Source organism: Elioraea rosea (genome assembly GCF_007644105.1).
GTDB lineage: Bacteria > Pseudomonadota > Alphaproteobacteria > Acetobacterales > Acetobacteraceae > Elioraea_A > Elioraea_A rosea.
The window spans coordinates 1-13,475 of the sequence record NZ_VFAC01000032.1 but is presented as its reverse complement, the minus strand read 5'-3'; the positions used below and the strand labels follow the sequence as shown (position 1 = coordinate 13,475).

14 protein-coding genes are annotated in these 13,475 nt (G+C 71.3%); 10 read left to right on the top strand and 4 right to left on the bottom strand.

Annotated features, from left to right (window positions below; translation table 11 throughout):
* The first annotated feature begins 116 nt into the window (after positions 1-116).
* The 3 genes from FIF60_RS16635 (at position 117) to gloA (ending at position 4,770) form a co-directional block, all read left to right on the top strand.
* Entirely contained in the window at positions 117-1,826 is a 1,710-nt protein-coding gene (locus FIF60_RS16635) for a cation:proton antiporter domain-containing protein (RefSeq protein ID WP_144299414.1), read from the top strand.
* A 104-nt stretch (positions 1,827-1,930) separates the two neighbouring features.
* Positions 1,931-4,258 carry a xanthine dehydrogenase family protein molybdopterin-binding subunit gene (locus tag FIF60_RS16630; RefSeq protein ID WP_144299413.1) on the top strand — a complete coding sequence of 776 codons (2,328 nt, stop codon included), beginning with the start codon at positions 1,931-1,933 and terminating at the stop codon, positions 4,256-4,258.
* A 119-nt stretch (positions 4,259-4,377) separates the two neighbouring features.
* Complete coding sequence (gene gloA, locus FIF60_RS16625; RefSeq protein ID WP_144299412.1) at positions 4,378-4,770, top strand: lactoylglutathione lyase; 393 nt, start codon at positions 4,378-4,380, stop codon at positions 4,768-4,770.
* Between the two features lie 3 nt (positions 4,771-4,773).
* Here the strand turns inward: gloA and FIF60_RS16620 are convergent, their stop codons facing one another.
* Entirely contained in the window at positions 4,774-5,673 is a 900-nt protein-coding gene (locus tag FIF60_RS16620; RefSeq protein WP_144299411.1) for a DMT family transporter, read from the bottom strand.
* A gap of 80 nt (positions 5,674-5,753) precedes the next feature.
* Between FIF60_RS16620 and FIF60_RS16615 the strand changes: the two genes are divergently transcribed.
* Genes FIF60_RS16615 through FIF60_RS16605 form a run of 3 tightly spaced genes read left to right on the top strand, consistent with a single transcriptional unit; the run spans position 5,754 to position 8,947 of the window.
* Entirely contained in the window at positions 5,754-6,824 is a 1,071-nt protein-coding gene (locus tag FIF60_RS16615; RefSeq protein ID WP_144299410.1) for a quinone-dependent dihydroorotate dehydrogenase, read from the top strand.
* Positions 6,817-7,704, top strand: a complete 888-nt coding sequence (locus FIF60_RS16610) for a TIGR01459 family HAD-type hydrolase (RefSeq protein ID WP_144299409.1) — start codon at positions 6,817-6,819, stop codon at positions 7,702-7,704. The genes FIF60_RS16615 and FIF60_RS16610 overlap by 8 nt, the downstream gene beginning before the upstream one ends.
* A gap of 7 nt (positions 7,705-7,711) precedes the next feature.
* The gene (locus FIF60_RS16605; RefSeq protein WP_239451679.1) at positions 7,712-8,947 is read left to right on the top strand and encodes a multidrug effflux MFS transporter; all 1,236 of its coding nucleotides are present in this window, start codon (positions 7,712-7,714) and stop codon (positions 8,945-8,947) included.
* Here the strand turns inward: FIF60_RS16605 and FIF60_RS16600 are convergent.
* Entirely contained in the window at positions 8,924-9,505 is a 582-nt protein-coding gene (locus FIF60_RS16600) for a YqgE/AlgH family protein (RefSeq protein ID WP_239451678.1), read from the bottom strand. The genes FIF60_RS16605 and FIF60_RS16600 overlap by 24 nt on opposite strands.
* A gap of 152 nt (positions 9,506-9,657) precedes the next feature.
* Here FIF60_RS16600 and FIF60_RS16595 point away from each other — a divergent pair, with 152 nt between their 5' ends.
* The 4 genes from FIF60_RS16595 to FIF60_RS16580 all read left to right on the top strand — a co-directional run bounded on the left by FIF60_RS16595 (position 9,658) and on the right by FIF60_RS16580 (position 12,435).
* A complete protein-coding gene (locus tag FIF60_RS16595) occupies positions 9,658-10,512 on the top strand; it encodes a protein-disulfide reductase DsbD domain-containing protein (RefSeq protein WP_158639268.1) in 855 nt (284 codons plus the stop codon).
* A gap of 86 nt (positions 10,513-10,598) precedes the next feature.
* A complete protein-coding gene (locus FIF60_RS16590) occupies positions 10,599-11,078 on the top strand; it encodes a peroxiredoxin family protein (RefSeq protein ID WP_144299437.1) in 480 nt (159 codons plus the stop codon).
* A gap of 1 nt (position 11,079) precedes the next feature.
* The gene (locus FIF60_RS16585; RefSeq protein WP_144299406.1) at positions 11,080-11,397 is read left to right on the top strand and encodes a hypothetical protein; all 318 of its coding nucleotides are present in this window, start codon (positions 11,080-11,082) and stop codon (positions 11,395-11,397) included.
* 48 nt (positions 11,398-11,445) lie between these two features.
* Positions 11,446-12,435 (top strand): DUF3137 domain-containing protein, encoded by a 990-nt coding sequence (locus FIF60_RS16580; protein ID WP_144299405.1) that lies wholly within the window; start codon positions 11,446-11,448, stop codon positions 12,433-12,435.
* 3 nt (positions 12,436-12,438) lie between these two features.
* On the opposite strand, the gene rnhA is transcribed toward FIF60_RS16580, so the two are convergent.
* Positions 12,439-12,894 carry a ribonuclease HI gene (rnhA, locus tag FIF60_RS16575; protein WP_239451677.1) on the bottom strand — a complete coding sequence of 152 codons (456 nt, stop codon included), beginning with the start codon at positions 12,892-12,894 and terminating at the stop codon, positions 12,439-12,441.
* The coding region (locus FIF60_RS16570) for a phosphotransferase (RefSeq protein ID WP_144299403.1) at positions 12,887-13,475 on the bottom strand (589 nt) is incomplete at its 5' end. The genes FIF60_RS16570 and rnhA, both read right to left, overlap by 8 nt.

Genomic DNA, 13,475 nt, shown 5'->3' with positions numbered 1-13,475 from the left:
TTTCGCCAGGCCTCCAGCGGCGCGGCCCGATCGGGGCGGGGATTGAACAGCGCGCGTGGCCGGGCTGTCCATGCTCCTGGTTGAGCGGCCGCGCGCAAGGCTGCACCCTCGTCGCCATGACGCCCCCTGACGCGATCCATCTCCGCGAGGCCGTCGTGTTCCTCGCCGCCGGCGCGCTGGTCGTGCCGCTGATGCATCGGCTTCGGCTGAGCCCGGTGATCGGCTGGCTGGCCGCGGGGCTGGTGCTCGGCCCGCACGGCGTGGGCGGATTCGCCGAGGCGGTGCCGGCGCTCGGCTGGATCAGCATCGCCGAATGGGACGCGATTGCCCCGCTTGGCGCCATCGGCGTGCTGTTCCTGATGTTCTCCATCGGACTCGAGCTGAGCCTCGAGCGTCTGAAGCGGATGAAGCTCCTCGTGTTCGGGCTCGGCGGCGCGCAGGTGCTCGCCTCCGGCGCCGCGATCGGCCTCGTCGCCTGGGGCTTCGGCAACCCGCCCGGCGCGGCCACGGTTCTCGGCGCCTGCCTTGCGCTGTCCTCCACCGCGATCGTGATGCAGATCCTGATCGACCAGAGGCGGATCGCCACCCCGGTCGGGCATGCCGCGCTTGGCGTGCTGCTGTTCCAGGACCTCGCGGTCGTGCCGATCCTCGTGCTCGTCGGCGTTCTCGGCGCGCGGGCAGGGGAGAACCCGCTCGCCTCGCTGCTTGCCTCGATCGTCGCCGGCGCTGTCGCGGTCGGGCTGATCTCGCTTGCCGGGCGGCTCCTGCTTGCCCGCCTGTTCCGCCACGCCGGCCGCTCGAGCAGGCCGGAACTCTTCGCCGCCGTCGCGCTGCTCGCGGTGCTCGGCGCCGCCTGGGCGACCGAGCAGGCGGGGCTGTCGGCGGCTCTCGGCGCCTTCCTCGCCGGGCTCCTGATCGCGGAGACCGAGTTCCGCCACCAGGTCGAGGCCGATCTCGAACCCTTCAAGGGCCTGCTCCTCGGCATGTTCTTCATGTCCGTCGGCATGGCGATCGACCTGCGCGCGCTTGCCGCCGCGCCGGTGCTTCTGCCCGCCTCCGTGGTTGGGCTGATCGTTCTGAAGGCGGCGGTCGTGTTCCCGCTCTGCCTCGCCTTCGGGCTGCCGCGCCATGTCGCGGCGGAGGTATCGCTTCTGCTCGGCCAGGCGGGCGAGTTCGCCTTCCTCGTCATCGCGCTCGCGAGCCGGCTCGAGCTGGTGAGCCCCGCAACGGCCCAGTTCATGACGCTCGTTGCCGCGCTGACGATGGGCGCAACGCCGCTGCTCGGGGGCCTTGCGCGGCGGCTCGGCCTCGCGATCACGGCCGCCGAGGCGAGCGCCGAGCCGGAGCCTGGGATCGCGGGACACGTGATCATCGCCGGCTACGGCCGCGTCGGCGAGACGATCGGCCGGGTGCTCGACGCGGAGGGCGCGCGCTGGATCGCCCTCGACCTCGATGCCGCCTCGGTGGCCCGGCACAGGGCCGAGGGCAGGCCGGTGTTCTACGCAGACGCGGCGCGGACGGAGGTGCTCCGCCGCGCGGGCGCGGGTGAGGCGCGCGCGCTCGTTCTGACGATGGACAGCGCCGCTGCGGTGCAACGCGCGCTTGCCGCTGCCCGACGCGGCTGGCCAGACCTTGCCGTGGTTGCCCGCGCGCGCGATTCCGCCCAGGCGCGGCGGCTTGGCGAGCTTGGCGCCACCGCCGCCGTGCCTGAGGCGCTCGAGGCGGCGCTCGCGCTCGCAGGCGGAACGCTCGCCGCGCTCGGCCTGCCGGACGAGGCGGCCGCGGCCGCGCTGCAGCTCGAGCGCGGGCGCACCGGGCAGGGGTGATTCAGGGGGCCGGTCATCGGGGCTTGGCGAAGCACCCCTTGCGGCCACATGCTGACGCAACCAACCCTGATCCCGCCAATGCCAACATTCCGGGGAGTGAAGCCATGAAGTTCGGCCTGAGCCAGTCGATGCGCCGCGTCGAGGACCCCCGCCTTCTGCGTGGCGACGGTCGCTACACCGACGACATCAGTCTCCCCGGGCAGGTCTATGGCGTGGTGGCGCGCAGCCCGCACGCGCATGCCGTGATCAAGGGCATCGACAAGGCCTCTGCCAAGGCGGTTCCCGGCGTGCTTGCCGTGTTCACGGGCGAAGACCTGCGCGCGATGGGGCTTGGCGACGTGCCCTGCGCCATTCCGCTGAAGAACCGCGACGGCACCGACCGCGCGGAGACGCCGCGCCCGGCGCTCGCCGTCGGCCGCGTCCGCCACGTGGGCGACCCCGTGGCCTTCGTCGTCGCCGAGACCCAGCAGGCCGCCCGCGACGGCGCGGAGGCGCTCGCGATCGACTACGACGTGCTGCCTTCGGCGACCGACCTCGCCACCGCCATGAACCCGGGCCAGCCCCAGGTGTGGGATAGCGCGAAGAACAACCTCTGCTTCGACTGGGAAACCGGCAACAAGGCCGAGACAGACCGCCTGTTTGCTGAGGCCGCGCATGTCGCGAAGCTGACGGTAATCAACAACCGCGTCGTCGTCGCCTCCATGGAGGGGCGCGGCGCGGTGGCCGAGTACGACAAGGCGTCCGGCCGCTTCACGCTGCACACCTGCACCCAGGGCTCGTGGCTGGTGCGCGGCCTGATGGCGAACCAGGTGTTCAAGCTTCCCGAGGACAAGTTCCGCGTGCTGACACCCGATGTCGGCGGCGGCTTCGGCATGAAGCTCTACCTCTACCCCGAGCACGTGATGGCGACGGTGGCCGCCCGCGAGGTCGGCCGCCCGGTGAAGTGGATCAGCGACCGCTCCGAGGCGTTCCTGTCCGACACGCATGGGCGGGACAACATCACCACCGGTGAGCTGGCGGTCGACAAGGACGGGCGGTTCCTCGCGCTGCGCACGCGCACGCTCGCCAACATGGGGGCCTATCTCTCGACCTTCGCGCCCTTCATCCCGACGGGCGCGGGCTCGAAGGTTCTCGCCTCCGTCTACGGCTTCCGCGCGATCCACGTGAACGTGCTCGGCATCATGACGAACACGGTTCCGGTCGATGCCTATCGCGGCGCAGGGCGGCCCGAGGCGAACTACCTCGTCGAGCGGCTGATCGACACGGCAGCACGCGAGCTGAAGATCGACCGCATCGAGCTCCGCAAGCGCAACATGGTGCCGCCCACGGCAATGCCGTGGAAGACGCCGATGGGTGCCACCTATGACAGCGGCGATTTCGGCACGGTGCTCGCCGCTGCGCTGAAGAAGGCCGACTGGGACGGGTTCGCGACGCGTCGCGACGAGGCCGCAAAGCGGGGCAAGCGGCGCGGCATCGGGCTTGCCTACTACCTCGAGGCAACGGGCGGCGCGCCGACCGAGCGGGCGGAGATCCGCTTCGCCGAGGACGGCATGGTCGATGTCATCGTCGGCACGCAGTCCACCGGCCAGGGGCATGAGACCGCCTACATCATGCTCACCGCCAACGAGCTCGGCATCGACCACGACAAGATCCGGGTGATTCAGGGCGATTCCGACTCCGCGCCCAGCGGCGGCGGGACGGGCGGCGCACGCAGCCTCTACTCCGAGGGCCAGGCTATCCTCGCCACCACCGCGACCGTGATCGAGAAGGGCAAGAAGGCGGCTTCCGAGGCGCTCGAGGCCGCGGTCGCCGACATCGTGTTCGAGAAGGGGCGCTTCTCCGTCGTCGGCACCGACAGGGGCATGGACATCCTCGCGCTGGCCGGGACGCAGCGGAAGAAGGCGGCCGCAGGCGAGGACGTGACGGTTCTCGACGCCGCAGAGATCGCCGAGATCAAGTCGCACACCTTCCCTAATGGCTGCCACATCGCCGAGGTGGAGATCGACCCCGCCACCGGCGTTCTCGACATCGCGCGCTACCTCGTGGTGGACGACGTGGGCCACGCGATCAATCCGCTGATCGTGCGCGGCCAAGTGCACGGCGGCGTCGCACAGGGCATTGGCCAGGCGGTGTACGAGCACACCGTCTACGACCCCGAGAGCGGCCAGCTCGTTGCCGGCTCGTTCATGGACTATTGCCTGCCGCGGGCCGACCAGCTTCCCGACATCGAGGTCGACCTCATCGAGATCCCCTGCGAGACCAATCCGCTCGGGGTGAAGGGCGCGGGCGAGGCCGGCGCCGTGGGAAGCCCGCCCGCGGTGATGAACGCGGTGGTCGATGCGCTCGCGGCGGACGGCGTGACGCATGTCGACATGCCGGTGACGCCCGAGAAGCTGTGGCGGGCGATTGCCTCGGCAAGGAAGGCAGCGTGAGCGGCCGGGCAGGGGCGTGGCGCGGGCCACGCCCCGCCGGATCGTGAGAGAGTCCCTGGGTGGACAGCGCGGCGGGGCGTGAGCAAAGTCCCGCGCGAACAGACCACGGGAGAGAGACGATGGCGGAACCGCGCTTCCTGCACACCATGCTCAGGGTCGGTGACCTCGAGCGCTCGGTCGCGTTCTACACGAAGACGCTCGGCATGAAGGAGCTTCGCCGCCGCGACGTGCCGGAGGGCAAGTACACGCTCGCCTTCGTCGGCTATGGCGACGAGAGCACCGGGGCGGTGATCGAGCTCACCTACAATTACGGCGTCGACAAGTACGAGCCGGGCACGGCCTTCGGCCATCTCGCCATCGGCGTTCCCGACATCTACGCCACCTGCGACAGGCTCCGCGAAGCGGGGGCGAAGATCACGCGCGAGCCCGGCCCGGTGAAGTTCGGCACGACCGTGATCGCCTTCGTCGAGGACCCGGACGGCTACAAGATCGAGCTGATCGAGCGGAAGTAGCCTTCAGACGGGCTCTGGTTTGGCTGCCTCGGCCCGCGCGTCCGACCGCGCATGGCCGAGGCAAGCGAGTACGACGACGAGCGCGCCGATGAACTCCACCGCACCCGGCCAGGTCGCGAAGAAGGTCGCGTCGTAGAGGATCGCCCAGACCATCGCGGTGAAGTCGTAGGGCGCGAGCCGGGCGGGCGAAGCAGCGCGGATCGAGGCGGCGAGCGAGACATTGCCCAACGCCCAGAGCGCGCCGGTGAGCGACAGAAGCGCCGCGTCGCCGAGGCTCGGCGGCGACCAGTCCGCCGCCGCGAACGGGCCGATCAGCAGGATGCCGAGCATCGCCGGGATCGCCATGCCTTCGGCCAGCCGCGCATCCGGCCCAAGCCTGCGGGTGATCACCATCAGCGTGGCGTAGGAGCAGGTGCCGGTCGCCGCGGCGAGATAGCCGATCGCGTCGCCGCGCCCCGAGAGCCCGTGGCCGAGCGCGAGCGCCACCCCCGCGAAGCCGAGCGCCGCCCAGCCCCAGGCCGAGCGGGAGACCCGCTCTCCCAGCATCGCGCCGACCAGCGCAAGCGTCACGAAGGGCGCGGAGAAGAACACGACATAGGCGTCGAACAGCGGCAGACGCGCGAAGGCGACGAAGAAGGTGAGCCCCGAGCAGTGGATCAGCAGCCCGCGCAGGACCTGCAACCTCAGCCTCGCGACCGGAATGCCGCCCAGCCGCGCCCAGTCCCGGAACGCCGCAGGACCCATCAGCAGAAGCCCCACCGAGCAGCGCCAGGTGATCACCTGCGCGGCGCCGAAGCCGGCAGACAGCAGCTTCATCGCCACGTCGTTGGCGGAAAAGAGCGCGATGGCGAGGATGATGAGCGCGGGGCCGGCGAGGCTCCCGCGCGGGGCGACGTTTCCCATGCGTCCCCGTCATGCCCGCCCCTGCTCAGCCTGTCGAGGCTGGCGCGCGCAGCCCGCGGCTGGCATAGGGGGCGGCACCGATGACCCCCTCCCTCGCCTCCGCCCTGATGCCGCTCACGCGGTTCTTCGACCCCGAGAGCGCGCATCTCTTCGCGCTCCGCGCGCTGAACGCCGGCCTCGCCGGACGGGCCGAGCCGGCCTCCCTGCCTGTCGAGGCGATGGGGCTCTCCTTCCGCAACCCGCTCGGGCTTGCGGCGGGGTTCGACAAGAACGCCGTCGCCGCGCGGCCACTCTTTGGCCTCGGCTTCGGCTTCGTCGAGATCGGCACGGTTACGCCGCGGCCGCAGGAGGGGAACCCGCGCCCGCGCCTGTTCCGCCTGCCCGAGGACGCGGCGGTGATCAACCGCAACGGCTTCAACAACGATGGCTGGCAGGCCGTCTCTGCGCGGCTCGCAGCGCTCCGCGCAGAGGGGGCGCTGCCCGGCCCGCTCGGGGTGAATGTCGGCATCAACAAGGATTGCGACGACCCCGCGCGCGACTACGGGCTGATGGTCGAGGGCGCGTCCGCCTTCGGCGACTACATCACCGTCAACGTCTCCTCGCCGAACACGCCGGGCCTGCGCGACCTCCAGGCGGCTGACAGGCTGAAGGGCCTGCTCGACGCCGCCTCGGCCGGGCTCGCGCGGGCGGGGCGGTCGGTGCCGCTCGTCGTCAAGATCGCCCCTGACCTCGACCGCGAAGCGCTTGGCCCGATCGTCGAGACCGCGCTCGGCGCCGGCGTGGCGGGGCTGATCATCAGCAACACCACCATCGCCCGGCCGGCCACGCTCAAGGGCGCGGCGAAGGCGGAGGCCGGCGGGCTGTCGGGCAGGCCGCTGTTCCGGCCATCGACGGAACTTCTCCGCGCCGCCGCGCGCATCGCCGAAGGGCGCCTCGTGCTGATCGGCGCCGGCGGGGTGGCGAGCGGGGCGGAGGCGTACGCCAAGATCCGCGCCGGCGCGACGCTCGTGCAGCTCTACACCGCCATGGCCTATGCCGGGCCCGCGCTGCCCGCGCGCATCATCGCCGAGCTTGCCTCCCTCCTCTCGCGCGACGGGTTCTCGCGCATCGACCAGGCCGTCGGCCTCGACAGGAATGCAGACCATGCGTGAGACGACCACCCTCGAGGTGCTGCCCGGTTTCGCACCGCTTGCGGAACGCTATGACGGCTTCATCCTCGATCTCTGGGGCGTGGTGCATGACGGGGTGAAGCCCTATCCCGGCGCCGTCGATTGCCTCGCGCGCATGAAGGCGATGGGCAGGCGCAGCGTGCTTCTGTCGAACGCGCCGCGCCGCGCGGGTGCGGCGCAGGCGGCGATGCGGGCGATGGGCATCGCCGACGATCTCTATGGCGGCATCCTCACCTCCGGCGAGGCCGTGCACCTCGCGTTGCGCGACCGTGACGACCCGTGGTTCGCCGCGCTGGGCACGAGGCTTTTCCATCTCGGCCCCGAGCGTGACCGCAACGTGTTCGACACGCTCCCGCTCGAGGTCGTCGATGCGCCCGGCGATGCGGAGTTCGTGCTGAACACGGGCCCGGACGACCACCAGGCAGGCCAGAGCGTGGCGGATTTCGAGCCCGTCCTCGAAGCCTGCCGCGCCGCCGGATTGCCGATGATCTGCGCCAACCCTGACCTCGAGGTGATCCGCGGCGGCGTGCGCGTCATCTGCGCCGGAGCGCTCGCGCAGCGCTACGCGGAGATGGGCGGCGAGGTGCGGAGCCTCGGCAAGCCCGATCCGGCGATCTACCCGCGGGTCTTCGCCATGCTCGGGCTCGAGCCGCCGCGCATCCTCGCGGTCGGCGATGCGCTGCGTACCGACATCGCCGGCGCACGCGGGGCGGGCATCGCCTCTGCCTGGGTGCTGGGCGGCATCCACGCGGAGGAGCTCGGCCTCGCCGAGGGCGAGCTGCCCGATGCCGAGCTTGCCGCCGCGCGCGCCGCGGCCGATGGGCTTTCGCCGGACGCGGTGATCCCGGCGTTCCGCTGGTAGCGCCCGGGTGACGCCGGAGGTTCGACAGCCCACCCCTCCGCCAGCCTGGCTGCTCGTGGTGCTGACCGCCATCGGGCCGTTCAGCATGCAGATCATCATCCCCGCCATCCCGGGGCTCGAGCACGCCTTCGGCGTGCCGGCGGCATCGGCGCAGCTCACGCTTACCGTCTATCTGATCGGCGTCGCGGCGGGGCAGCTCCTCTACGGCCCGCTGTCGGATCGCTATGGCCGCAGGCCGATGGCGATCGCGGGGCTCGTGGTGTTCCTCGCCGCCTCCGTGCTCGGCACGCTTGCAACCACCATCGGCGGGCTCGTCGCCGCGCGCGCGCTGCAGGCGATCGGCGCGTGCTCGGGCATGGTTCTCGCCCGCGCGATGATCCGCGACTGCTACCCGCGCGACCGGGCGGCCTCCGTCATGGCCTATGTGTTCATGGGGATGACGGTCGCGCCGATGGTGGCCCCGATCATCGGCGCGCTGCTCGACGAGGCGCTCGGCTGGCGTGCGCTCATCGCCGTGCCCGGCCTGCTCGGCCTGCTCCTGTTCGCAGCCGTCGTCGCGCGGCTGCCGGAGACGCTGCGGCACGAGCCTGGCGCCTCGCGCGCCGGGTTCGGCACCGTCGTGGAGGCGAGCCTGATCCTTCTGCGCACGCCCGCCTTCGGCGTCTATGCAGGCTGCTTCGCCGCCTCTTCCGCGGTGTTCTTCGCCTTCATCGGCGGCTCGCCCTTCGTCGTCGTGCGCGGCCTCGGGCTGCCGACGACGGCCTATGGCATCGCCTTCATGCTGCTCTCGATCGCGTACGCCGCGGGCAACTTCGTCACCGCCCGGCTGGCGGTGCGGTTGGGCGCGATCAAGCTTCTCTCCTGGGGAACCGGGCTCACCTTCCTCTCGGCAGCGCTCGCCCTCGCGCTGGTCGCGTTCCTGCCGCCGCACATCCTGAGCCTGTTCGGCCCGGCGATGCTGATGGCCTTCGGCAACGGCATCGCACAGGCCAACGCGATGGCCGCGGCCGTCAGCGTCCGCCCGCAATCGGCCGGCGCGGCATCGGGGCTCTCGGGGGCGATCCAGATGTCTGCCGGCGCGGTCGCTACCGTCGCGGTCGCTGCCGTCGAGACGGGAAGCGGGGTGCCGACCGCTGCGCTGATGCTCGCCTTCGCGACGGCCTGTCAGGTGATCCTGTGGTCCGGGCGGGGCATCGCAGGCCCTGCCGCGCCCGGCGGGTCAGGCCCGGCCGGCGGCGCCTGACAGGAGCAGCGGGTCGACCTTCAGGGCAGACAGCGCGCCGCGCCACATCGCGCCGAGATCGCCGCCGAACACGAACTCCTCCGCCGCCGGAACCGACAGCCAGGCGTTCTGCAGGATCTCCTCGTCGAGCTGCCCCGGCCCCCATCCGGCATAGCCGAGGGCGAGGATGCCCCTGCGCGGCCCGTCGCCGCGGGCGATCGCCTTGAGGACCTCAATGGAGGAGGTGAGGGCAAACTGCGCATCGACCTGGAGCGAGGTCTCCTGCACCCAGTCCGTCGTGTGCAGAACGAAGCCCTTGCCTGTCTCGACGGGCCCGCCGGCATGCATGCGGATACGCCGCGCGGGGGGCACCGGCTCGACCTTCAGCTGGGTGAGCAGGTCATCGAAGGAAAGCCCCTCGAGCGGGCGATTGATCACGATGCCCATCGCGCTCTCGGAGGTGTGGGCGCACATGAACACGACGGCCTGGGCAAAGCGCGGGTCGCGCATCGCGGGCATGGCAACCAGGAGTTGCCCGGTCAGATAGCCTTCCCCACCATCATGCACGCCGGACGTCATCTCTTGCCCCATCGACGGGATGTTGGCGCATCGGCCGGCGAGGGCAAGGGCAGGCCCAGGAACTCCGCGCCCGAACTCCGGGCAGGGTCAATCCCCCGCGAGCGCCCCCCGCAGCGCTTGCCGTGCCCGAGCGGAGGAATACGGTGGCAGCGATGGGGAGCGAACGCGCGGCACGCATGATTCTTGCCTGCTCCGTCCTGCTCGCTGCCTCCGGCGGCGTTCGGGCTGAGGAGGGCGTCGGCCCCTGGGTCAGTGGCGACGAAGCCGAGCTTCGGCTCGTCTCTGCCGTCTCCGCCGTGGCGCCGGGGGCCGGCACGGTGCCGCTCGCGCTGCACATGCGCCTTGCCGAAGGGTGGCGGATCTACTGGCGCACGCCTGGCGCCTCCGGCCTGCCGCCGCAGCTCGACTGGTCCGGCAGCGACAACCTCGAAGCCGTGGCGATGGCCTGGCCCGCGCCGGTGCGGTTCGTGTTCTTCGGCCAGGAAAGCTACGGCTATCGCGGCGAGGTGCTGTTCCCGCTCGCGGCGCAGCTGGTGCGGCCGGGCGAGGCTGCCGAATTCCGCCTGATGGTGATGTACCTCGTGTGCCGCGAGGTGTGCATTCCGGGAGAAAGCGAGCTCGCGCTCGACCTCGCCGCCGGCGCGCCTCGGCCAACCACGGCCGCCGCGGAGATTGCCCGCCACGCTGCCCGCCTGCCGGCGCCGGCCGCCTCGCGGGGTGTGTCCATCCGCGCGATCGCCGAGCCTCAGGGGCTGGCGGTGATCGCTGCGGCGCGCGAGGCCTTCGCGGCGCCCGATCTCTTCCTCGAATGGCAGATCGCTCCAGGCCATCGGCGCCCCGACCTGCCCCGCCCGGCGCTCAGCCTCGCCGAGGGGGGGCGGGAGGCGACCTTCCGCCTTGGCCTGCACCCGCCTCTGGTGCGTCCGGGCACGCCGCTTCGCGTCACCCTCGTCGACGGTGCCGCTGCGGTGGAGGCCGATGTGACCGTGGAGCCGGCTCTCCCCTGAACCGCCGGTCCCCCTGGCGTTTCCGCGCCGCCGCGCTATAGGAGAGGCGCGGCGTGCGGCGCCGCCGAACCAAGGGGCGAGAGATGATGATCAAGGTCGGCGATACGATTCCGGCGATGAAGCTGATGCAGGCCACCGCGGAAGGCCCGCGCGAGGTCTCGACCGACGAGCTGTTCGGCGGCAAGACCGTGGTCCTCTTCGCCGTGCCTGGCGCCTTCACGCCAACCTGCAGCGCGAAGCACCTGCCGAGCTTCCTCTCCAACATCGACCCGCTCAAGGCCAAGGGCGTGGACGCCATCGCCTGCATCGCGGTGAACGATGCCTTCGTGATGGGCGCCTGGGCGAAGGACCAGCAGGTCGGCGACAGGATCATCATGCTCGCCGACGGGTCGGGCGCATTCACCAAGGCGCTCGGCCTCGAGCTTGATCTCGTGGCCCGTGGCCTCGGCGTGCGCAGCCAGCGTTACGCGATGGTGGTGAAGGACGGCAAGGTGGCGCATCTCGCCGTCGAGGCGCCGGGCGGGTTCGAGGTGAGCAAGGCGGAAGCCGTTCTCGCCGCGCTCTGAGATGGCGCGGGACCTCCTCCGCACGCCCTTCCACATGGCGAGGCTGAACCTCGCCCTCGCCACGATGGCGTGGCAGGCCGCGTTCGTCATGCCCATCCGCCTCGGCATGATGGCCGTGAGCTTCGCCGCCCAGCGCCCCGACCAGGCCGCCGAGATGACGCGCATGGTGACGGAGAAGTTCGCCGCCGCAGCGAAGGGCACGGGGGCTGCGGCCTCCGTCGCGCTGCGCGGCGGCGACGCGCTCGCCGTTGCCGTCGCCGCGATCGGGCCGGCCCGCCGCACGCTTCGCGCCAATGCGCGGCGCCTCGCCCGGAAGTAGCAGGGCGCCCGCTCGACACCCGCTTCGTTCCCGAAGCACACTGTTCCGATGACGGATGCTCCAGCGCCGGCGGCAGAGGTCGACAGCGACGCCGCCCGCCATGCGCGGCTCGATGCCCTGTTCGCGCGCCGCGTCGAGCCGCTTCTGCCGGAGTTCTCGGCGATGCAGGCGAAGTATCGCGGCCTCACCGTCGCCGCCCTCGTCGGCTCGATTCTCCTCACCCTCCTTTTCCTGTCGTTCGAGCTTGTCGGCGAGGCATCTCTCGGCGTGCTCGCCGTGTTCGTCGCAGCCGGCGCGCTCGCCCATTACAGCCGCGTCTACCGCGACAGGCTTCGCGAGGCGCTGACGCCCATCGTCTGCGAGGCGATCGGCGGGATGAGCCACCGCACCGGCACGGCGCAGGAGGTGGTCGAGCGCCTGCGGCGAATCCCGCTGGTGAACCGGTTCGCCGAGAACACGGTCGATGACGTGTTCGCGGGACGCCATGACGGAACCGAGTTCCTGATGGCGGAGGTACGGCTGTTCAACCGCGTCGTTCGCCGAACGGCCAAGAGCACGACGACGTCGGAGAAGACGGTTTTCAGGGGGCTCGTGTTCCTCATCGCGACGCCGCTTCCCGTCGAGCCGCGCATCGTCATCCGCGGCCCTGCCTGGTGGTTCGGCCATCGCTGGCGGCGGACCGACAAGCAGCTCCGCGCCGAAGGCTATGCGCGGGTGCCGGTGCCCGATGCCGCCTTCGCGCGCCATCTCACCCTCTGGTCGGACCAGGGCGAGGCGGCGCTCGAGGTGGTTGGGCCGGAGCTTGCCGCGACGCTTGCGCGGCTTGCCGCGTCGGCGGGGCGGAAGCGGATCGACGCTGCCTTCATGGGCGCACGCTTCATCCTGCTCCTGCCGAAGGGCGGCAACAGCTTCTCCGCTGGCGGCCTGTTCCGCCCCCTCTCGGGCCTGCGCGAGGAGACGCACCGGCTGATGGAGGAGGTGATGGTGGTGCACCGGCTGATCGACGTTCTGAAGGGCGCGCCGGCAAGGCCCGGCTGATCGTCAGCCCTTGAGGAGCGCCTCGCGCGCCGCCGTCGCCAGCGCGTCGGCGCGTTCGTTCATCTCGTCGCCGGCATGGCCGCGCACCCATTTCCACTCCACCTCGTGGCGCTTCTGCGCCTCGAGAAGAACCTTCCACAGGTCCATGTTCGCCACAGGGTCGCGGCTCGCGTTGCGCCAGTTGTTGCGCACCCAGCCCTTCACCCAGCGCGTGACGCCGTTGCGCACATACTCGCTGTCGGTGTGGATGACGATGCGCGTTGGCCGCTTCAGCGCCTCGAGAACGGCGATTGCGGCGGTGAGCTCCATGCGGTTGTTGGTCGTCTGCGGCTCCGCACCGGAGAGCTCCTTCTCGTGGCCCTTCCAGCGGAGCACCGCACCCCAGCCGCCAGGCCCCGGGTTCGGCCGGCAGCCGCCATCGGTCCAGGCCTCGACCTCCGGGTGCGTCGCCTCAGTCAAGGCCATAGTCCCGCACGCTCCGCACCGCGCGGTGGAAGCGCAGCTTGCGGGCGTATTCGAGCGGGTCCTTCGGCGTCACGAACGCGCCTGGCGGGTGGTTCAGCCAGTCATAGAGCCGGGTGAGCAGGAACCGCACGGCGGCGCCGGCGCAGAGCACCGGCAGCGCCTCGCGCTCCTCCGCCGTTAGCGGCCGCGCGGCCGTGTAGGCCCCGAGTAGAAGTTTCGCCTTCGTGACGTTGAACGAGGCATCCGGTTCGAAGCACCAGGCGTTGAGGCAGACGGCGATGTCGTAGGCGAAGAGGTCGGTGCAGGCGAAGTAGAAGTCGATCAGGCCGGAGACCCTGTCGCCGAGGAAGAAGACGTTGTCGGGGAAGAGGTCGGCGTGGATCTGCCCGCGCGGCAACCCCGACGGCCAGCCGGAGAGGATGACATCGAGCGCGTCGGCCACCTCCGCGCCGAGGCCCGCGCGCACCTCGTCCGCCCGGCCGGCGCAGCGGTCGAACAGCGGCCGCCAGCCTGCGGGGCCCAGCGCATTGGCGCGCTCGAGCGCGAAGCCCTCGCCGGCGGCATGCAGCGCCGCG

Excerpts from the sequence above, each read along its gene's own strand:
- FIF60_RS16635 (WP_144299414.1), top strand. The coding sequence starts at position 117 with ATGACGCCCCCTGACGCGATCCATCTCCGCGAGGCCGTCGTGTTCCTC.
- FIF60_RS16630 (WP_144299413.1), top strand. The coding sequence starts at position 1,931 with ATGAAGTTCGGCCTGAGCCAGTCGATGCGCCGCGTCGAGGACCCCCGC.
- gloA (WP_144299412.1), top strand. The coding sequence starts at position 4,378 with ATGGCGGAACCGCGCTTCCTGCACACCATGCTCAGGGTCGGTGACCTC.
- FIF60_RS16620 (WP_144299411.1), bottom strand. The coding sequence starts at position 5,673 with ATGGGAAACGTCGCCCCGCGCGGGAGCCTCGCCGGCCCCGCGCTCATC.
- FIF60_RS16615 (WP_144299410.1), top strand. The coding sequence starts at position 5,754 with ATGACCCCCTCCCTCGCCTCCGCCCTGATGCCGCTCACGCGGTTCTTC.
- FIF60_RS16610 (WP_144299409.1), top strand. The coding sequence starts at position 6,817 with ATGCGTGAGACGACCACCCTCGAGGTGCTGCCCGGTTTCGCACCGCTT.
- FIF60_RS16600 (WP_239451678.1), bottom strand. The coding sequence starts at position 9,505 with ATGACGTCCGGCGTGCATGATGGTGGGGAAGGCTATCTGACCGGGCAA.
- FIF60_RS16595 (WP_158639268.1), top strand. The coding sequence starts at position 9,658 with ATGGGGAGCGAACGCGCGGCACGCATGATTCTTGCCTGCTCCGTCCTG.
- FIF60_RS16590 (WP_144299437.1), top strand. The coding sequence starts at position 10,599 with ATGATCAAGGTCGGCGATACGATTCCGGCGATGAAGCTGATGCAGGCC.
- FIF60_RS16585 (WP_144299406.1), top strand. The coding sequence starts at position 11,080 with ATGGCGCGGGACCTCCTCCGCACGCCCTTCCACATGGCGAGGCTGAAC.
- FIF60_RS16580 (WP_144299405.1), top strand. The coding sequence starts at position 11,446 with ATGACGGATGCTCCAGCGCCGGCGGCAGAGGTCGACAGCGACGCCGCC.